Source organism: Legionella londiniensis (genome assembly GCF_001467825.1).
Lineage (GTDB): Bacteria > Pseudomonadota > Gammaproteobacteria > Legionellales > Legionellaceae > Legionella_A > Legionella_A londiniensis.
The window spans coordinates 12612-32894 of the sequence record NZ_LNYK01000034.1 but is presented as its reverse complement, the minus strand read 5'-3'; the positions used below and the strand labels follow the sequence as shown (position 1 = coordinate 32894).

Genomic DNA, 20283 nt, shown 5'->3' with positions numbered 1-20283 from the left:
GATCAACCCATAAAACGAATTGAATTTTTGCAGGATTTTATTTCTGAATTTTATACTGTCCAAAATTGTTTATTCCCTTTTTTTTATTCATAATCCATTTTTGATATACATTGTCCATAATTTTTTCGCTGCCGAGCAGCATATCGGAGTGATGCCAGATCGACTCAGTAGTATCGGCGGGAATTAATTTGCCCCTTTGATGCATTTTATTGATGAAAGCATTCTCCAAATCAGGACCTTTATACCCCAGTGCCTCCCGCACCGCCGTCCCTTCGGCCAATACCTTGGTGCGCATGAAGGTTAGGAGGTTAAGCGTCAAGAGCTCATATTTTTTTAAGAGCCGGGCGACAACATGCAAAAGCATGCTTGCTTTTAACGATTTTTTTAAGAGCTTCAGTAATATCTCTATGAGCGCGCGGGCGATGCGGGGGGCGCCTGCGGCGCTTGCCACCATCATGCTGATGGCTGCCGCCTGTTCTGCCGCATCAAGATGTTCAAAGCGCTCTTTGAGGAGCTGATGGACTTCGGAAAGCCCGTCGCTTAACTGCTCGGTAAAGTTAATTTCAATGTGGATATGCTGTTTGGCAAGCAGGCGCCGCTGCGCTTCAAGCGTTTCCTGGCAGGGATATGGCTTTTGCTGGTGATAAAAGACAGGGTGGGCTTTTTTCCAGGCCTCCCAGGCAAGAGCCAGCGCTTCAGGATTTAATAATTCGCTGACCGGAATGCCAACCCAGCTTGCGACCTGGTATAGGCTCCCAAGCCCCAAGGCCTGGATAAACAGCGCCACCGTTAGTTCAAGCGTGGGCTTGTGCAGCCAGACATCTTTCAATTTCACCCCCGGGGGCTGCTCTTTTTCCGCAAGCAGCCTTCCCAGGACGTTATCATTTTTAGAAAATAAAACCGTTATCCGTTTTGCCGCCCGATGCGCATGCGGGCAAAACCAAAGATTGTGTTGATTGTTGCGATAAATGGTTTCTTTATCCACCGCTTGGGTGCTGTATAAGCCGTAATCCGACAAGGCATTATCGGGGATGGCAGCCTGCCAGAAAAAAGCATGGTGCACCAGCTCCCCATATTGTGAGCCCAGCTGGTTTAAGGCATGAAGCAGCATGCCGTTACCCTGAGAATGCGCGATGATATGCAGCTTAAGACCTGAAATTTGCTGATTGAGCTCACGGATGACCCGGGCAAGAACCGGGCCAAGGCGGATGGATTCCTGCACCGCTTTGGTGTAATCGAGCCTTGATTCAGGATTGCCCGCCCAGCTGATAAAAAGGCAGCGCGAAAAGAGGCGGTAATCCTTGCCGTCAAAGCCTGCAGCCTTATTTAAATGATGCTCAAGGTGGGTCACCCAGCGATGCATGCCTATGCCGTTGAAACTGTCGGAATTAAGTTCTGGATTGGCCTCAATCAAAGTTTTATCCAGTTTGGGAAACTGGCGCGCGAGGAATTCTGCATCGCGGTAGATGGTGGCTTCTGCCTCATGCAGCGTATGCTTGAGCCTTGTCGCCTGCTTGAATACAGGATAGTGAAAGCCTGATACGGCATCGACTTCCACGGCCTCTGTTTCAGTTTTCACGGAGGCTTCCTGCCAGTGCTTGGAAAAAGCGCCATGTTCGACATTATAGCCGTGAATGAAGAGGGTCAAATTACGGCCGTTTGCCTCGATATAGGCAATTTCTTCACGACTGAGCTGGATGCGCGCCTCGGTTGACGGCTCAGCAAACGTCACATCATCACCTTCCAGTCGCGCGCCTCTTAGGTTGAAGATAATGGGCGGCATCAGGCGTATCAGTGTCGCATCATTGTCATCCTGAAGGGCGACTGCAATGCTTTGCTCCCCTTGCGGACGGGTATAATCATCGCGGAGCAGCTCCCGGTATTGACCTTCTTCCTTCAGAGTGAATGAGTTGCGCTGACCGGCTGGCAAATCTTGAAGCCACATCGGATCCCTGTAATAACGGGCCTCCAGGGGAAGCGGACAAAGAGAGAGGGTGCGTATGCTCTGTGGCAGAGCGCGCTTCAGGGTTAAAATCGCATCCTGGCTGGAATAGGGAAAATCCTTGTCATGGATAAGATGGATTCGTGCCTTGCCAAGAAAAATCATGGCATTGGTGTAAAGGCTTTTTACGCCGTCAATTTCAATGCACGCATAGTAGGGGTCGTGGAGACTGCCCTCTTTGTCCGTGGGGAGTTCAGTCAAGGAGCAAGGAAGGCGGAGCCTTGCTGTTCCCGGCGATTCTGTTGCGTCCTTGCTGTCTGCGTACAATGTTTCATCGCCTAAAATAAAAGTCTGGCTGCCTGCTGGCTGCGCAGCCTTGAGGTCGCTTGCTGCAGGCGACTCCGGTAAGGGCGGGGATTGTCCATCCCGATGATACCGCACGAGGGTCAGCCTGCCTTGTTCATTGCCGTTGAATCCTTCAATGCCAACTTCGATAAAAGCCGTGTCGTCTTTGTGGTACAGTCTTTCATTCCAGGCAGGCGGATGAATGACTTTGGCGGTTTCATGGGGGTAAAAGCGCACCTCTTCCAGCTCAGGCGGAGAAGTTTTCATCAGGCTGGCAACAGGGGCTACTGCTGCTTTTTGCACGGGACAAGATACCGACAGGGCAGGACTCGCAAAAGAAACAGTATTTCCCTGTATTGTAATGCCCTTGTCATCCAGGCGTATCACGCTGTCGTTGCCACGAAGTTCGAGCGCATTGTTTGCCTGCAAGGTCATATGTTTTGCCGACAAAAGGATATCGCCATTCGGCAAATCAATCTGCAGCAGATCATCTGCTGTAAGGCTTATCTCATCCTGACTGCATAGGCTAATGGTCTCTGCCTGAGCTTCCAGTTGATTGCCCGCATTGATGGAAAGCGATTGTTCTGAGCTTGCGCTGAATCTTGCCGCTTGCAGATGAAGCGTCTGCGCTTGAAAAACGGCATCTTCTTTCACCTCCAGCTTCATATTTTCTCCCGCATGCACGGTCAAATTGTTCTCGCTGGCAAACAATTGTCTTTCTTTGGCCTGCAATCGCATAGGGCCCGCATTCGCGCGCAGCATAATTTCATGGTTATTGTCATCTGCTTTAAGATGCAGGCATTGATTGCCATGGGCGCTGACGAGGCTGACCGCTTCACGGTGTTTTTGATCGGAAAACTGCAGATACTGCCCCCAGGCTGTTTTTAAAAGCACGCACCAGCTGTTGTCCCGAACCACGGCTGGCTGATTGAGGCCATTGGGCGGGCTGTTTTGTAAAACAGGCTGGTTTAAATCATTGTGCAGATACATCACCAGTACTTCCGCCTGCCGATGCAGGGGAAAATGCATGCCCATCGCCGAGCCTACGGCATTGCCGCCATAAGGGCTCAACCGTTGCGCTTGCTGAAGGCTTTTTTCATCCTCTTCGTCATGAACATGGGTGTAATAAGTATATCGTCCGGCCTTATCGAGGTAGGGGAAGTCATCATCCCCATAAATCACAGCCGTGTGCACCAGCTGTCCAATATTCCGCTTGACAGGTAATGGTCTTAGCGGTTTCTCGGCGGGAATAAAGGTTATTTCGTTTTGATAGGAACCTTTCTCGAAGCAGTGACGGATGCTTATGATATGAAAGGATGCCTTTTTAGGCCAAAAAGGCGTTTCCGCAACTTCTATTCCAAAGCCTGCCTGCAAACAGGGATTAATGCTTTTGGCGGTATACGAAATCTCCCGCATCACCAAAGCCTCATGATGCTGGCGTGCCAGGCGCTGAAGGTGGCTCAGGGATTGCGCGCCGCTTCCCCACCTTACTATCTTTTTACAACCTTTGCCGGCTCTGGCCTCATGCACAATGCCCGGGTCCCTGCGGTCATTGTCGCGGTATATCACCTCATAGGCAGCTGCATGTTCAACCATTTCAAGTTCATAAAGCCCGGATAGGGAATCCATGCCCATCCCGCATGGTTCAGCAAGATGGAGTTCCCCATCATGCATCGGATGCAAAAAAGGCTCATTTACAAAGGAAAGCGCTTCCCCTGCATCGTTAGATGACTGCCAGAAAAAGGAAATGCCCTCATGGGCGAGGAGCCGCGCTACGAAATCTAAATCAGTTTCATCCTGCGCCTGTACCCAATGCGGAAAGCAAACTGGCGCATATGACCTGGCATCTTGAAATTCAAGTTCGCCTGGAAGGTAGCCGTGGTGCAGCAAAATGCGCCGCACCACCTCACGAACGGTTTTCCCGATATAAACCCTTGGCCTGCATGATAAAGACAGGGTTGCAAGTCTTGGTTGAAGCTTAAGTTCAATCGCTGCCTGTCCGCCATTTTCCTCCGCAATGAGCCGCTTTTCCGTAATCAAGCCATAGATGCAGCGGAGGGCGGGCCAGTTTGCTGTAGAAAAAGATATGGGATTGGCGATGGTTAACGCGCAAGGGTCGCCAAGGCCTTCGTCTTCGCAAAGTGTTGGACAGAGTGGAAGCTGAATTGTAAACCAGTAAGGCTCGTTCACCGCTTCAAAACCGGAAAACGATATGACAGGATAAACTGAACATCCAAGATGCAACTCTGCCGCGAATTCAGACTGTGAAACTTGCTCCAACACTTCCTTGCTCCATGACTTCCTTCGCCACCAATTCTCTTCTTACTGTAAAAAATGTCAAGAGCCAGAAAATATTTTTAGACAGGGATCGCTCATTTCGCAGTTGAATTGCCAGACGTCCCTTGATACCCTTTTCGGGTATTGCTGAGCCTCAAAATGCTTATTTGTGAAGCAATAGCCATTGATGGGCACAGAATACAAAGAAACGCCCAAACGGATTTTATGGTTGTAAAATGCATGAGTTTGGCAAACGCATGCCTGTTTTTTTAGGGATATAACTTCTTCTCAATCAAGCAGGGTTTGCCGCTTTTTGACATTTCCTCCTGCAGTCCTTAAGGTGCGTTCCCATCCTGCCAGATTCCTATTGGCATTTTTTTGACTAATGAACAGGTGGTATCATGAAATTAAATGGAAAATTCAGCGCGCTCTTTGGCGGTCTTACCTTATTTTATTCTTCCCTTGCAGCAGCCCAAGGCCCGGCAGTTTGTCCAAGCGCAAGCGCAATCAAGGCAGAAGGGGTGTCTTATGCTTTTAATCTGATGCTTGATTTATACCTTGCCCTTGAGGGGAGCAACTACGACACGGATCATAACTGGGAATTTGCGGTAGGCATTATTCAGGCAGAGGATGAAGAAGATGCTTTGTCCCAGGGAAATGAATTGGTCAGTACATTATCCGGCCAGCCGACTCCGGAGGAAATTGAGCCAGGCACCTGGGCTTGCATTTATAACCTCGCAGACGATAACTATCTCGCTGCAGCGTTTTATAGCGATTTCCCGATATCACCAGCTAAAATGAAGTCTTATTACCTGAATAAAAAACGCTGATAGTTCGCCGGGGCGTGACAATCCGCCCCGGGTCTTGTTGAATTTTAACAGGCTTGAACTCTCTTTGAGCTTTTAAGCAGAATATGCTATGTTTTTAAATCAAGGGCATTTTTTTGCTTTTTTACGGCACTTTGCCTTGACTGCATTTCCAACAAAAGACTCATGATGTGGGGTGCAGCGTATGTGCCGTGCGTCATTGATTGAACTCATTCATTACAGGATGTGATAATGATACCGTTTACCGAGCAAGCAAAATGGTATGCACAATACCATCAAAAGGACGTTACAAAATACACCCACATGGCAGGCATTCCGCTGCTTATGTTTTCCTTTTTGATACTTCTTGGGCTGGTGCATATCGTCGTTCCAGGCGTCTTCGATATCCGGCTGTCTGATATTGCAGTGATTGTCCTCTTGATTTATTATTTTCGCCTGCAATGGTTGCTTGCCCTTGTCCTCACGCCAATTCTCATTTTTTTGCTCTGGCTTGCCAACCTGTTCACCGCTGCAGGGCCTACCCCATTTGCAATCTGGAGCTTTATTATTGTTTTTAGCATAGGGCTTGTGGCGCAAATAGCCGGCCACATTCTCGAGGGCAAGCTGCCGGCAATTACGGATAACATAAAATATGACCTTGCGTCGCCTTTATTTTTAACAGCAGAAATATTTTTTATGATGGGAAAGATGCAGGGATTAAAGGAAAAAATTCACGGCAAGCATGAAGAACCAGTCCAAGTCCATATAGAAAAAGAATAGTTGCCTATGCCTGTTTGGTTTTTGATCGGGAATTTGTTCCAGGCGTTTTAAGCCAGTTCAATGCTGGGCCAAGCGAAGTACGGCCCAACATTGCAGTATAAGCCCATTGGTTATAGTCAAAATCCGTTGACGCCAGCCTTGCTCAGCCTAGCCTGATTTTAATTTTTTACGAACCTTCTGAATAGCGCGGATTTGTGCAACTGCGCGCGCAAGCTCTGCCGTTGCGATAGAATAATCAATATTCGTATCCTTATTGGCAATGGCTTCTTCAGCCCGGGCTTTGGCAGCCAGGGCTGCCGCTTCGTCAAGGCTCTCTGCCCGTTGCACATCATCGGCAAGAACGGTAACGTAATAAGGCTGCACTTCAAGCATGCCGCCGGAAATATAGTAGATTTCCTCATCACCGCCCTGTCGGGTCACTCGAACTTCGCCGGGTTTTAATACCGTGAGCAAGGGAGCATGCCCAGGCACGATGCCGAGCTCTCCCATCTCGCCAGTCGCGACCACCATTTCAACAACGCCTGAAAAAATCTCCCGCTCAGCGCTGACAATATCCAAATGCGTCGTGATAGCCATATCAGGTTGCCTCATAAGGATTTGGCCTTGGCAACCGCTTCTTCAATGTTGCCAACCATATAAAATGCCTGCTCGGGCAGATCATCATACTCACCCGCCAAAATGCCCTGGAAGCCTTGAATAGTATCTTTCAGGCTGACATACTTTCCTGGCGAACCCGTAAATACCTCAGCTACGAAAAACGGTTGTGACAGGAAACGCTGGATTTTACGCGCCCGAGACACCACACGCTTGTCGTCTTCAGACAGTTCATCCATACCCAAAATGGCAATGATGTCCTTCAACTCCTTATAGCGCTGCAGGGTCTGTTGCACACGCCGTGCCGTGTCATAATGCTCTTGTCCGACAATGAGGGGGTCTAACTGACGAGAAGTCGAGTCAAGCGGGTCAACGGCTGGGTAAATACCCAGTTCGGCAATTTGTCTTGACAATACGACAGTCGCATCCAAATGGGCAAAGGTTGTTGCAGGAGATGGATCGGTCAAGTCGTCGGCTGGTACATAAACTGCTTGAATAGAGGTAATCGAACCGGTCTTGGTTGAGGTGATGCGCTCCTGGAGCATGCCCATTTCCTCAGCCAGCGTCGGTTGGTAACCCACTGCAGAAGGCATACGGCCAAGCAATGCTGACACTTCAACACCTGCGAGTGTAAAGCGGTAAATATTGTCAATGAATAACAGCACATCACGGCCTTCATCACGGAACTTTTCAGCCATGGTAAGCCCCGTTAATGCAACACGCAGCCTGTTGCCTGGCGGCTCGTTCATCTGGCCGTATACTAGGGAAACTTTATCCAGTACGTTTGAGTCTTTCATCTCATGATAAAAATCATTCCCTTCGCGGGTTCGCTCGCCGACGCCCGCAAAAACAGAATAGCCGCTATGCTCGATTGCAATATTGCGGATTAATTCCATCATGTTAACGGTTTTACCAACCCCCGCGCCGCCGAACAATCCGACCTTGCCGCCTTTTGCAAAAGGGCAGAGCAAGTCAATGACTTTAATTCCAGTCTCTAAAAGCTCCTGGCTGCCTGCCTGCTCTTCATAACTGGGAGCGGGGCGATGAATGGACCATCTTTCCTCAGCATCGATGTCGCCGCCATTATCCACTGGACGGCCAAGCACATCCATAATCCGGCCCAACGTCTTTTTGCCGACGGGAACCTGGATGGGTTCTCCTGTGTTTTCAGCCTTGACTCCGCGCTTTAAACCTTCAGTTGTTCCCATGGCAATGGTGCGTACAATGCCATCCCCCAACTGCTGCTGGACTTCAAAAACCAAATCGCCTTCCGTTAATTTCAAGGCATCATTTACCTTCGGAACCTGGTCGCGGGGAAATGCCACATCGACAACAGGACCAATAACTTGAACAACAGTACCTAAGCTCATCATTCACCCTCTTTATAAAGCGGCTGCACCGCCGACAATTTCCGCCAACTCTTGCGTGATCGCGGCTTGTCGGGCTTTATTGTACGCCAATTGAAACTCTTTGATTAATTCACCGGCATTATCGGTTGCACTCTTCATTGCAATCATTTTTGCCGCCTGCTCACAGGCGATATTTTCGACCACAGCTTGATAAACCTGCAGCTCGATATACCGCTCAAGCAACTCGTCTAGCAATTCCTTTGCATCGGGCTCATAAATATAATCCCAGTGATGCCCCAATGCTTTGCTGTCTTCTTCAGAAATTGGCAAGGGCAAAAGTTGCTTTGTGATTGGTTTTTGCGTCATGGTGTTGACGAATTCATTATAAATGACGTGCAAGGCATCAATTTCGCTATTGTAGAAGGCATCCAGCATAACCTTAACGGCGCCTATTAAATCCTTAATGCCTGGCGTGTCGCCTAAATGATCGATGGATGCAATAACCCGACCGCCGACGCGTTTAAAAAACGCCTGGCCTTTACGGCCGATAACGCAGAGATCCACTTCTTTTTGAGCTTCATGCCACTGATGCATTTTGTGGATTGTTTCGCGCAGTAAATTAGCATTTAAACCGCCGCAAAGCCCGCGATCAGTAGTGACCACAATAACGCCAACGCGCTTAATTTCGCGGGTGCTCATGAAAGGATGGCGATATTCCGATTTGGCACGGGCAATATGCTTTACTACATCATAAATTTTAGTAGCATAAGGTTTGGAAGCGGCCATCCGGTCTTGAGTTTTGCGCATTTTACTGGCAGCCACCATTTCCATTGCCCGCGTAATTTTCTGCGTTTTCTTGATACTTGCAATTTTAGTTCGGATTTCTTTCGCTCCAGCCATAATTTGCTTCGCTCTTAGAGTGTTGCCCAGACTCCAAGGTCCAGGCGAAATTTACTGTTAAATACTCAGGATAGAATGGTCTCGCTTACCAGCTTCCTGTACGCTTGAAGTCTTCTACTGCCTCACGTAATTTTGCCTCAATTTCTTCATTGTATGCACCGCTCTCATTGATTGTTTGCAACAGCGATTCATGAGTGCTGTGCATATAATCCCTTAACGCAGTTTCAAAAGCACTGACTTCCGCAACAGGAATGTCATCTAGGTAGCCTTTATCAACAATGAACAGGGAAAGCGCCATTTCAGCGACAGAAAACGGTGCATATTGTTTTTGTTTCATGAGCTCTGTAATGCGCTGGCCGCGTTCAAGCTGCTTTCTGGTTGCTTCATCCAAGTCTGAGGCAAACTGGGAAAAAGCTTCCAGCTCGCGGTACTGTGCAAGTGCCAGCCGCGTTCCGCCGCCCAGTTTTTTCATGATCTTGGTTTGCGCAGCGCCACCTACCCGTGACACCGATAATCCTGAGTTAATGGCAGGCCGAATACCGGCGTTAAATAAATCCACATCAAGGAAAATCTGGCCGTCGGTAATAGAAATCACGTTCGTAGGTACGAACGCGGATACGTCGCCAGCTTGCGTTTCGATAATGGGCAATGCGGTTAGCGATCCGGTTTTGCCTGTTACTTCACCATTGGTTAATTTCTCAACTTCCTGCTCATTGATGCGCGCTGCCCTCTCTAAAAGGCGGGAATGCAGGTAGAAGATATCACCGGGATAAGCTTCACGGCCCGGCGGTCTGCGCAGCAGCAGCGATATCTGACGGTATGCCCAGGCTTGTTTGGTTAAGTCATCATAGACGATCAAGGCATCTTCGCCGCGCTCCATGAAATATTCGCCCATAGTGCAACCGGAATAAGGAGCGATAAATTGCATGGCTGCCGAGTCAGAAGCGCCTGCAACCACAACTATCGTATGCTCCATTGCGCCATGTTCTTCCAGTTTGCGGACAAGAGATGCGACGGAAGAAGCTTTTTGGCCAACGGCGACATAAATGCACTTAATGCCTTTACCTTTCTGGTTAATAATGGTGTCGATAGCAATAGCAGATTTGCCGGTTTGCCTGTCGCCGATAATCAGCTCCCGTTGGCCGCGGCCTATAGGGGTCATGGCATCAATTGCCTTTAAACCGGTTTGCACAGGCTGATCCACAGATTTACGGGCGATTACCCCCGGTGCCACTTTTTCAATAGGCGACAGTTTTTCCGCTTCTATTGGCCCCTTGCCGTCAATCGGGTTGCCTAAAGCGTCAACCACGCGCCCCAGCAAGCTTTTGCCGACAGGCACTTCTAAGATACGGCCGGTGCATTTGCCTTTTTGCCCCTCTGATATCGTGCTGGCATCTCCGAGCACAACCGCTCCAACAGAATCACGCTCCAGGTTCAATGCCAGGCCGTATTTCCCTCCCGGAAACTCAATCATTTCACCCTGCATCGCATCATCAAGACCGTGCATGCGGACAATGCCGTCTTTCACGCTGACAATAGTGCCCTCGTTGCGGGCTTCTGAGACAACAGCAAACTGCTCTATCTTTTGTCTGATGAGTTCGCTGATTTCAGATGGACTTAACGCTATTTGTTCTGACATGGAATTTATCCTCTCATTACGCGGCTAAACTAGTGCCAAGTTTGTTTAACTGACCCCGCACCGAACCATCAATAACCAAATCGCCGGCGCGGATGATGGCGCCGCCCAGCAATGTTTTATCGATATCTACTTTTAGGGTAATTTGTCTTTGCAAGCGTTGGCTGAGTGACTGTACAAGCTGGTTTTGCTGTTCAGGACTCAACGCAGAAAAGCTGCTTACATGAACTTCCAAAGTTTTTTCCTGTTCGGCACGCAGAGCCTCGTATTGTGCATACATATCAGGTAATGCCATCAATCTTTTGTTTTCCGCAAGCAATCGAATGAGGTTCTCTACCACAGGCAGTTCCTGCGCAGTTTTTGGCCTTGATGGTTCTTTAAAGATAGAGAGCAACAGCTGACATTTCAATTCGATTGTAACCGTGGGATCGCTTAGCAGCCGTTTGGCTTTGGGATCAAGCACAGCATAAGCCAAGTCATGCAAGATGGCAGACCATAAAGGCAGCTGCTGATTGGCTAACGCATGCTCAAACACCGCTTGTGCATAAGGTCTGGAAAGTGTCATTGTATCAGACATATCAAATCTCTTCGATTAAATTATCGAGCAAGGAGCGATTAGATTTTTCATCAATTTCACGCATTAATATTTTCTCGGCCCCTGCAATGGCCAGCGAGGCAACTTGCTTCCTTAAGGAGTCCTTCGCCTGATTGACTTCCTGCGCGATTTGCTCCTCAGCATTGCGCACAATTTTTTGGGCCTCAAGACGGGCTTCCTGCTTTGCTTCCTCAATAATCTGAGACGCCCTGCGATTTGCCTTTTCCAAAATTTCTGCGGCTTGCGCTTTCGCTTGCTTTAATTCATCGCTAATACGGTGCTGGGCGAGCTCCAGCTCTCTGCGGCCTCGTTCTGCTGCGGCCAGCCCTTCGGCAATCTTATCCTGGCGCTCTTCCAGCGCATTCGACAGCGGAGGCCAGACAAATTTCATGGTAAACCATACAAAAGCTGCAAACACCAGCATCTGTATGACTAAAGTTAGATTGATATCCAAGGTCTTATCTCCTTAAACTGAGGACAGAAGATCAAGAGCAAAAAGACAGGCCTGCTGATAAACACATTGGCTTTGTCAGTTAGGCCTCTGCCTTTTTATCTTTTCTTCTACTTAAGCGCCTAAGTTTGCCAAGAACGGGTTTGCAAAAGTGAAAAACAGGGCAATACCAACCCCAATCATCGTTACCGCATCAAGAAGGCCTGCGACAATGAACATTTTGACCTGGAGCATGGGTACCATCTCGGGCTGGCGGGCAGAACCCTCAAGAAATTTACCGCCCAGCAATCCAAATCCAATTGCTGTTCCCAACGCGCCTAATCCTATCAGCAAAGCAACCGCAATAACGGTCATGCCTTGAACCTGAGCTATTAAACTTGCAGCTTGCATATATTTCCCCTTAATGGATTGTTTGAAACGAAAAACCAAATCAACTAATGATCCTCATGGGCAAGACTTAGATACACTATGGTCAAAACCATGAAGATAAATGCCTGCAGGGTAATTACCAGAATATGGAAAATTGACCATGCAAGAGACAATAAAAACTGCGCGACGCCCAGCGTGACATTGCTCAAAGCAGAAGAAGCCGCCGCATTCAACGTAAGAAGTGCGATTAAAATAAATATTAACTCTCCGGCATATAGGTTACCGAATAAACGAAGCGCCAGAGAAATGGGTTTGGCAATAAGGCCGACAAGCTCCAGCAGCAGATTAAATGGAATAAAAACCGGGTTGTTAAAGGGTTGCAGGGTTAATTCCTTAATGAATCCCTTAGGCCCCTTGACCTTCAAACTGTAGAAAATAATTAAAATAAATACAGATAAAGATAAGGCAAAGGTGAGATTCAAATCGTTGGTCGGCACGACCTTCAAATGGTGAAAGCCAAATAACTCAGCCACGGCAGGCAAAAAGTCAACAGGCACGATATCCATGAAATTCATCAGAAAAACCCAGATGAAGATGGTCAGCGCCAGCGGCCCTATCACCTTATTTTTACCATGGAAACAATCTTTCACCTGATTATCGGCAAAAGTAAGCATCAGTTCGGCAAAATTTTGCAGCTTTCCCGGCACACCCGTTGATACGCGGCGGGCACCGGCATACATCAACAATAATGCGGCCGCTCCCAAAACCACGGAGAAAAACAATGTATCCAGGTTTAGCGTCCAAAAACCGCCTCCAGTCCCCCAGGTCATCGATTTCAGGTCGTAGGTCAGGTATGTCAGGTGATGCTTAATGTAATCTGTGTTTGATACCATTTCAGTCACTTTTTGGCCTATTCAGTTTATTATCAAAAATCAATGGAGCAAACCAAAACACCATTTGTGCGGCGATAAACGCGGCAAAAAAAATCAAGGGCACAACCGCAAAAAAAATAAAAACCAGAGCAAACAGCACCGCCGACAGGGTAATTTTCAATGCTTCGCCTTTATAAAAACTATTGACAATCTGCCGGGCCGCTCGCGCCCCTTGGTATTGAAACAACTTCCATGCAAAAATCGCATTCGGGATTACGCTTACCAAGCCGCCCAATAAAGCAGAAAGGCCAGCCTTGGTGCCAAATGACACGGCGGCAATCATGCCAAGCAACAGCGCCATACCCAACTGCCAGGCAAATAACCGCCTGACGCCACGTAATCTTTGCGGATTTTTCACACGTCCACCCATATTTTGTCGCGGATTATAAAGTAATCAATTTGGATAAGCAACGCCGCGCATCGATTTATTTGTCCGGCGAAATAAATTTATTTTTTTACACCCTGTATCAATTCAAGTCACATGGGGAATTATCGTGTATACTTAACTAAGAAGTGTGTTGTCACGCTTTCTGGGGCACGGCAGTTTTTATAAAAGATGAAAGAAACCTTTTTAGGAATTGTCCGGCATTGTCTATTGCCTAATGATAAGGAAACCTTATATGTCTGAAAAGCAACAACGTACGGCATCTCAAACCCGCGAAAAAATGCAGCAACGCTATGGAGACGGATTACCACACAAGCATGATAAATGCCACCATGCATACCGTCAACATTATCGAACTCACCCGGTAGAACCCAACAAGCAGAAGAAAAATAACGAGATTAATCAACCAACTGGAATTGTAAGAGCATTAAATTTACGAAAAGTTCGTAAACGACTGGATAAAGGTCGCTTCCATTGATAAAGTATTACTATCCACATCAGGTTGGCCACTTTCCTGATTGGGAAAAGCAGCAAATGGCCTGAGATTGCTCAGGCCTTCCATATATCGCGCGCATTTGCAACAGTAGCATTCCTGTGCTTGCGATGACGCAAAATAGGATTTTCCCCCATTTTATCATCAAATGCCTTTGACTCAGGGGCTTAAAAGGCTACAATGTGAGGCCGGTTGATAAACCGCCGTCAGGATGAACTCTAAATTCGCATGAGGAATATGCTGTGTATATTATAAACAACTATCAATTGCTGCAGATTGGCTCCCACAATTACATCAGCAGCCAGGGAAAAGGCGCTAAGATATCAAGCAAAACCCTAATTCATGTCCTCGCCATCCTCAGGGAGCAACCTAAACTCGAAATCAGCGAAGAACAGCTTGCCGTGCTTGCCCATCAGCAACAGGTAGATATTGAAAAACTGAAATCCGTGCTCATCCAGGAGCTGAATGTCCTAAAGCCTTTATTGTCGCGAAAATTTCCCATAATTTATATCAGCAGCGACGACTCCCTGGTCAGGGATCTGCTTGAAAATACCTTAAATGAGGAATATCAAGTTGAGGTTGTTCCTGAAAATTATTTTGATTTTGAGGCGCGCTCCCTGGTTTTGTTTTATCGGCAAAATTACACCCACAGAGATTTCAAGACCCTTTATCAAGCGCTTAACGACGATGTTTATTTGATTACATCAGGCGTGATTCACAAGCTGTTATTGATTGATAATCTTTATTTTAAAAATAGCGGGCTTCCCAGCCATTTTTCCAATTTGCACCAGCTCATGGCTTATCTCGGCAGTGAAATACCCGCAACCAAAAACAACTGGCTGCTTTATTACCGCGAGATCTGCAAGCATGATTTAACGAAGCTCCCGGAGCCTTGCATAAATGCCTGCCAGCGGGGCTACATTGCATATTGCCTGCATCAATTTGCCCTGCAATATATTGATCTTTGGAAGCCGCCAACTCTTCTGGATCAAGTAAACTGGTTCTGGCACGCTGATTTAACCAGTTTCAGCGTCCATCGTGAAGTAGCGATGCACTCTCCCTTTGCAGAGCAGGATATGAAACTTAATTTGGCAAATCTGCCTCAAGCGGAGCTCGTGTAACTTATGAACCCCCAACAAAAAAAACCGTTTATTGGCAGCTTGGTTGAAGGGAGCCTGGATACAAGGGTTTATCAGGATATTTTGAGAGCCCATGCAAAAGAGGCAATCAGCTTTCCAGGCTTTGGCAATTTATCCATCACCAATGTTGATCCCAAAACCATTAGCCGCGCGCAGCTTACGGAGTGTGAAATCTCTCCTTTTCGCCAGCAAGAATTTGTTTGCAGCACAGGAGATCCGCCGCCGTTCATCAGGAAACCATCCACACCAAAATTTTCAGCACAAAATGTCGCCTGGCAGGATTTGCAAGCCTTGCTCATTCACTCTTTTTCCCCAGACAAAGCAGGGCACAGGCCTTATCCTTCTGCCGGCGGATTGTACCCTGTAGAACCGCTGGTTTTTATTTTTAATGAGCGTCTTTGTAACCAGCCTCCTTTAAAATCAGGCTGCTATCATTATCGTACAGTCAGCCAGTCCCTGCAGCTTATCAAAGCCCTGCCCATGGCGTTTTTTTTCGAAAAAATCCTGCATGGATTTATTGATTTAAATCATGCGCCAGCATTTTGCATTGCCTACGTTGCCCATGCCGGCAAAACCATTTTCAAATACCGTTATCGCGGTTACCGGCATGCTTTGATGGAAGCCGGCTCCATGTATCAGCACGCGGGTCATATTGCCCAAAATATGGATTTGCGAAATACTGTTTGGTCCACCTTCAGCGATCATGAACTGCTCTATGAACTGGGACTGGATCATGGCACCTATCTTGCCCTGACGATGCAATTATTTGGTTATGGTGAATCATCATGAATGGACTCAATTTGAACCAGGTAAATTGCCTGCCCCACGTGCAGGCAGCACATGCTTCAATCCGCCACGCCGTGAAATTCAAACTGTGCAGCGAAAGCTTCTTATCGGCACCCCGCTCAGCAGTGGTGGATGGCATTATCAGCTATGGAGGAAGCACTGGTATTGGCTTAAATCTCGCGGCCAAAGCCTATAGCGAGTTTTATGAACGCAATCATTTATTTGCCGGCATACCAATTGATTGCGTCCGGCCCCTATCGGCCATTGAGCCTCATACCTATCGTGAAAAGCTGCTCAACTTGTGTCAGATAAGCCATAACAAAGACAAGGCGCAATGTCTGGCTCATGAGTTTTCATGGGTCAGGGTCAACAATCTGTTTGATCATCATGCGCAATATTATTTTTTTAATGGATTGAGCCTCAATGGTGTCAAAAAAGATGTCCCGTTTCTTGGTTTCAGTGACAGCTGCGCCTGTGCCGCTCACCCAGTCAAGGAAAAAGCGCTTGAAAGCTCTCTCATGGAGTTTCTGGAGCGGCAAGCTCTCCTGGGGAGCTGGCTTTCAAAGAGCACCTTGTATGCCATCAATCCCCAGGTTTTGAGCCTCGTCACGCCTTATGCAGAATTGGCAGAAATGCTGCTTGAAAATGGACAATTGTATGTTTTCAGCAATGGCCGCCATTTACCGGCACACACCGTTATCATGTTTTACTTCGCGCACTCCGAAAAAGATACGGTGCAATATTCTATCGGTTCGAGTTCTGGATTTAACCTGCAAGCAGCACTGACTGCTTCTTTAGAAGAGCTTTATCAGTGCTACAGTTTCCTGTATAACACGGAGAGTTCGAGTGGATTGGAAAACAAGGCAGGGGCGGGATATCATTTAAGTTTTCAGCAATGCAACCATAGAGATGTCAAAAAGACTATTCCCTTCCTGAATGAGCATCCATTCTTTCATATCAATCATCCTGAAGAAGTCTACGCCGCGCCTGTTTTTTCCCTGGAAGAAGTTCTGGCGGAGCTCGAAGCGGTAACGAATGATATCTATTATTATCATCACCATGAAAAAAGCCTTGATTTACATATTACCAAGATAATGAGCCCCGATTTTTTTGCTCACATGGCAATCAATAAGCCGCTTAATTTTGAAAATCGCTATGCTCAAAAGCTTGGGATCAGCAAGGAAAACGCATATCTTGAAAAGATTCCTTTTCCTTAGAAAAATCACTGGAATCAACCTCTGGGGTAATTTTGCCGCAATTCAATGTAAATGCTATAGATTTAGCTTGTTTTTTCATTATAATGGAACTGTTTTATAAGGAAGAAAAACAAAAATATTTCTGTTTTTCAAGTATTAATTTTTTACAAAAGGATCTTGCATGAACATGAAGAAACTTAACGCAATTGTTTTGGCGCTTGCATCTTCATCCGCTTTTGCCGGCGCAATGGGGCCTGTAGCCGCAGAAAAACTGCTTATCTTTGAAGCCGGCGTAGCTTATACCCACGCATTCTATAAAGATAATGCCATTTTCCCTGAGTCCCGTACCGCCTTGTTTCCCAATGGTGTTGCCGTAGATCCAGAAGATTTCTTCCCTGAGGATTTTTTTGGCGGCTATATTGGCATGTCATTTTATATTCCTGACTGGTTATTCAATACCCGCTACAATATGTATGGTTCTAAAGCCAAGCACAACCGCGCGGCCAGCGTAAGAACGGAACTCGCTCCGGTTAAACTGTCCTTTACCACAGACAGGGTCTTTGGGGATATCAATCAGTTCTCGTACGGACTTGGTGCCGGTGTTGTGATTGAAAACGTCAATGATGGCGATTTTATTGTCAATGTTGGTTCCGGATTTATCCCCTCTGAATCATTACAGGGAAGAACCAGAATTGATCCTTTGGTTGAAGGCTTTGCCATGTATCGTTTTGCCAATAATTTCGGCATTAAATTCAATGCCGAATATCAAATCCCTGTTCATAACAAATTTGGCAATGGTGATGTAAACCTCAACTTGGGTATTAACTACGCATTCCCGGTTTAATATTATTACAAAGGAGAATTGATTATGGATAATGCAAACATGCAAGATTTGGCAGTGGAAGTCTTATTTGATGAGAGCGTTTCTTTTGAGCCTTCACTTTCTTCGTGCTGCTGCTGCTGTACTGCCGCTACTTCTGAAATGTCCGAAGAAACTGAGTAGGGCCTTCAGGCAAGTCTTTTTTTACCGCGGCATAGGCCGCGGTATTTTTTTAGTCCGGAACATGTCCAGGCTCTTTGAGGGTTGCAGGATTTAGCCCAGATAGCGCTTGCGTGTGCAGAAGGCGAACAATACCGCCTGCCAGGAACCGTTTTTTAAGGAATAAACAGCATGAAGTTAATTGCGAATTTAAAGGGAGATTTTCTTTGCCCCTTTCAGATTCTATTGGATATAGCCTCACAATTACCTGATGCGCATTTTAAATTGAAGCAGTCGGCATTTTTACCCATTTGTGATCTCAACAACACCAATGACTGGATTAATCTTGAATCCCTTGGCACGCCAGAGGCATTAAGAGCCAGGAAACTGACCCATGCGTTGCTCCCGCATTTGCTTAAAGCTGGCAAGGCTTTAGCACTGCATGTCTATATCCCTGATGCTAAATTAGGCAGTGATAATTTATATGCGCTCCTGTTTCTTGCCGAAGCGTTTAAAGCTTTGCATGTGGTATTTTATTCCGCTATGGATGAGCTTCATCCGCTTCAAGACACATGCGGGGCTTTAAGGCAAAAAGCCAATGTAACCTTGCAATATCAAAGTTGCGAAAGCTTTTTCCAGGAAACAAGCCATAGATCCATTGCCAATCATTTGGAAAATGAACGCTATGCCGTATTCGCTCGGATGGGCTTTCATTTTCACAGAGCCTGGATGGAGCAAGAAATCACTGTCCAAAATATGCAATTAATGATTGGCTATGCCTGGACCTGCCTAAAAGCCGGCGCATCAGCTCCAGGATGTGAGATGCTCCTGAAAGGTTTGAAAATACCGAATTTAAACCAGGAAATAGCTGAGTACTGGTTCATGCACCTGCAGTTGATCCGCTTTCTTTCTCATCAATATGAGACAGTCGCTGCTCTGCCGTTTCCTGAGCGGTACCAGTATTTAAATGATGAAGACATTTTCAATCTTAATTTTGTTAAAGCATACTGCGCTACCATAAGTAGGCAAATGAGCACCGCCCGGGAATACTTCAGGAAAGCAGGCATCCATGAGGCCATGGCATTAAACACGGAAGCATCGTTATATCATTTAAATCTGTATGCGTTGTTGCAAGTTCTGGAAGGGAATATTGATCTTGCTTTTACCCTGGAAATGCGGATTAAAGAGTTCATTGAAAACCATCAAATCGATGTCGCAGGTTTGAAATATGTCAATTTTATTAATATCGCACGCTTATACAAAAAGACAAAACAATATGAGCAATCTTTTTTATACTACGAAAAAGCCTACAGTGAAATCAGCGGCGGATACACGGCATCGGATAACATCTATTATCATCTGAATCTGGCAAGCCTTTATGAGGCTGCCGGTGAAGCGCAGGGCGCGCTGACTCACTGGATAAATGCAGGATTGCACTGGATAACCATGCCGAATCAATACGCCCTGGCCTGGAGGCCGCGACTGATTTTATGCCAGGAAACTATAGGCGATATCTTGCAGCCTCTTTCCCCTGATGCTGTCAGCGATTACTTATATCAAAAAATAAAAAGCGCGCTTTGCAAAATAAACGCTAATCCTGAATCATTGCCAGAGGTAGAATATCATTTTATTGCCGATGAAAAAGGCTCCATCAAGAAAAATGTCTGCTATGGCATTGAAAACATGATCTTCTACAGCACGGATAATTCCCTGCCGAGCCACGCAGAAACCAAAGCCCAGCTCAAATTGCGGCGGTTAATTTCAGGTTTTCTGCACAGGTTTTTACCGGATATTTGCTCATTTGATATTTTGGTATTTGATACTCAATGCGAAAACAAACTGCTGCAAACGGACGAATTGTTCTGGTTGCATGCTTATCTCGCCGATGCCAATAAATGCTATCATAATGGACAAGAGCTGCGTTATACTCCAAGGCACGCAGAATATTTATTGGAGAAGGCTCAAATTTCCTTGGTAAAAAGCATTTGTGCCATTAAAAAAAACGAGGAGGGATTGGCCTTAACAGGCAAACGAAGCTTCCTCAACCAAACCATTCAATCTGCCGATGAAATCGAATGGATAATGAGGCTCGCAAAGCACAAGACCCTCTCAGGCAAACAAATCTCTGCGGCCAAGCCTGTTTTGGCAAGGCTTTTACAAAAAAAGCTTATCTTATTTGATTTTGCGGGCGGGCAGAGCAAAATTCCAGCGAAAAGCAGCATGGAAGTGAATTAAACAGTCGAATTATATACATATCTCTGGATAAAACTCGCTGCTGTTGTTAAAGTATATTAACCCACAGGTTAACCACTTCCTGATTGGGAGCAGC

18 protein-coding genes are annotated in these 20283 nt (G+C 46.6%); 8 read left to right on the top strand and 10 right to left on the bottom strand.

Annotated elements, in window-relative coordinates:
- Positions 1 to 37: 37 nt before the first annotated feature.
- Positions 38 to 4570: a contractile injection system protein, VgrG/Pvc8 family gene (locus Llon_RS11025; RefSeq protein WP_058530122.1), complete on the bottom strand. Its 4533-nt coding sequence runs from the start codon at positions 4568 to 4570 to the stop codon at positions 38 to 40.
- Between the two features lie 395 nt (positions 4571 to 4965).
- Between Llon_RS11025 and Llon_RS11020 the strand changes: the two genes are divergently transcribed.
- Complete coding sequence (locus Llon_RS11020) at positions 4966 to 5394, top strand: DUF4949 domain-containing protein (protein WP_058530121.1); 429 nt, start codon at positions 4966 to 4968, stop codon at positions 5392 to 5394.
- A gap of 228 nt (positions 5395 to 5622) precedes the next feature.
- Positions 5623 to 6150 carry an Mpo1 family 2-hydroxy fatty acid dioxygenase gene (locus tag Llon_RS11015; protein ID WP_058530120.1) on the top strand — a complete coding sequence of 176 codons (528 nt, stop codon included), beginning with the start codon at positions 5623 to 5625 and terminating at the stop codon, positions 6148 to 6150.
- Positions 6151 to 6297: 147 nt separating this feature from the next.
- On the opposite strand, the gene Llon_RS11010 is transcribed toward Llon_RS11015, so the two are convergent.
- The 9 genes from Llon_RS11010 to Llon_RS10970 form a co-directional block, all read right to left on the bottom strand.
- Positions 6298 to 6726: a F0F1 ATP synthase subunit epsilon gene (locus tag Llon_RS11010; RefSeq protein ID WP_058530147.1), complete on the bottom strand. Its 429-nt coding sequence runs from the start codon at positions 6724 to 6726 to the stop codon at positions 6298 to 6300.
- A gap of 11 nt (positions 6727 to 6737) precedes the next feature.
- Positions 6738 to 8114 carry a F0F1 ATP synthase subunit beta gene (atpD, locus tag Llon_RS11005; RefSeq protein ID WP_058530119.1) on the bottom strand — a complete coding sequence of 459 codons (1377 nt, stop codon included), beginning with the start codon at positions 8112 to 8114 and terminating at the stop codon, positions 6738 to 6740.
- A 12-nt stretch (positions 8115 to 8126) separates the two neighbouring features.
- The gene (atpG, locus tag Llon_RS11000; RefSeq protein ID WP_058530118.1) at positions 8127 to 8993 is read right to left on the bottom strand and encodes a F0F1 ATP synthase subunit gamma; all 867 of its coding nucleotides are present in this window, start codon (positions 8991 to 8993) and stop codon (positions 8127 to 8129) included.
- 85 nt (positions 8994 to 9078) lie between these two features.
- The gene (gene atpA, locus Llon_RS10995; protein ID WP_083503330.1) at positions 9079 to 10632 is read right to left on the bottom strand and encodes a F0F1 ATP synthase subunit alpha; all 1554 of its coding nucleotides are present in this window, start codon (positions 10630 to 10632) and stop codon (positions 9079 to 9081) included.
- A 16-nt stretch (positions 10633 to 10648) separates the two neighbouring features.
- Positions 10649 to 11206 (bottom strand): F0F1 ATP synthase subunit delta, encoded by a 558-nt coding sequence (locus tag Llon_RS10990; protein ID WP_058530117.1) that lies wholly within the window; start codon positions 11204 to 11206, stop codon positions 10649 to 10651.
- 1 nt (position 11207) lies between these two features.
- On the bottom strand, positions 11208 to 11678 hold the full coding sequence (locus Llon_RS10985) for a F0F1 ATP synthase subunit B (protein WP_058530116.1): 471 nt from the start codon (positions 11676 to 11678) through the stop codon (positions 11208 to 11210).
- Between the two features lie 111 nt (positions 11679 to 11789).
- The gene (atpE, locus tag Llon_RS10980) at positions 11790 to 12065 is read right to left on the bottom strand and encodes a F0F1 ATP synthase subunit C (protein ID WP_058530115.1); all 276 of its coding nucleotides are present in this window, start codon (positions 12063 to 12065) and stop codon (positions 11790 to 11792) included.
- A gap of 44 nt (positions 12066 to 12109) precedes the next feature.
- Positions 12110 to 12937: a F0F1 ATP synthase subunit A gene (atpB, locus tag Llon_RS10975; RefSeq protein ID WP_083503329.1), complete on the bottom strand. Its 828-nt coding sequence runs from the start codon at positions 12935 to 12937 to the stop codon at positions 12110 to 12112.
- Between the two features lies 1 nt (position 12938).
- Positions 12939 to 13334 (bottom strand): F0F1 ATP synthase subunit I, encoded by a 396-nt coding sequence (locus Llon_RS10970; protein WP_237758321.1) that lies wholly within the window; start codon positions 13332 to 13334, stop codon positions 12939 to 12941.
- 262 nt (positions 13335 to 13596) lie between these two features.
- On the opposite strand from Llon_RS10970, the gene Llon_RS10965 reads away from it, so the two are divergent.
- From Llon_RS10965 to Llon_RS10940, 6 genes are all read left to right on the top strand, one after another.
- Positions 13597 to 13839: a hypothetical protein gene (locus Llon_RS10965; RefSeq protein WP_058530113.1), complete on the top strand. Its 243-nt coding sequence runs from the start codon at positions 13597 to 13599 to the stop codon at positions 13837 to 13839.
- A gap of 257 nt (positions 13840 to 14096) precedes the next feature.
- Positions 14097 to 14975, top strand: coding sequence for a hypothetical protein (locus tag Llon_RS10960; protein WP_058530112.1), 879 nt, complete (start codon positions 14097 to 14099; stop codon positions 14973 to 14975).
- Positions 14976 to 14978: 3 nt separating this feature from the next.
- Complete coding sequence (locus tag Llon_RS10955) at positions 14979 to 15782, top strand: SagB/ThcOx family dehydrogenase (protein ID WP_058530111.1); 804 nt, start codon at positions 14979 to 14981, stop codon at positions 15780 to 15782.
- Positions 15779 to 16996, top strand: a complete 1218-nt coding sequence (locus Llon_RS10950; RefSeq protein ID WP_058530110.1) for a YcaO-like family protein — start codon at positions 15779 to 15781, stop codon at positions 16994 to 16996. The genes Llon_RS10955 and Llon_RS10950 overlap by 4 nt, the downstream gene beginning before the upstream one ends.
- Before the next feature lie 160 nt (positions 16997 to 17156).
- Positions 17157 to 17819, top strand: a complete 663-nt coding sequence (locus Llon_RS10945) for a hypothetical protein (protein WP_058530109.1) — start codon at positions 17157 to 17159, stop codon at positions 17817 to 17819.
- A 327-nt stretch (positions 17820 to 18146) separates the two neighbouring features.
- Entirely contained in the window at positions 18147 to 20189 is a 2043-nt protein-coding gene (locus Llon_RS10940) for a hypothetical protein (protein ID WP_058530108.1), read from the top strand.
- The last annotated feature ends 94 nt before the right edge of the window (positions 20190 to 20283 follow it).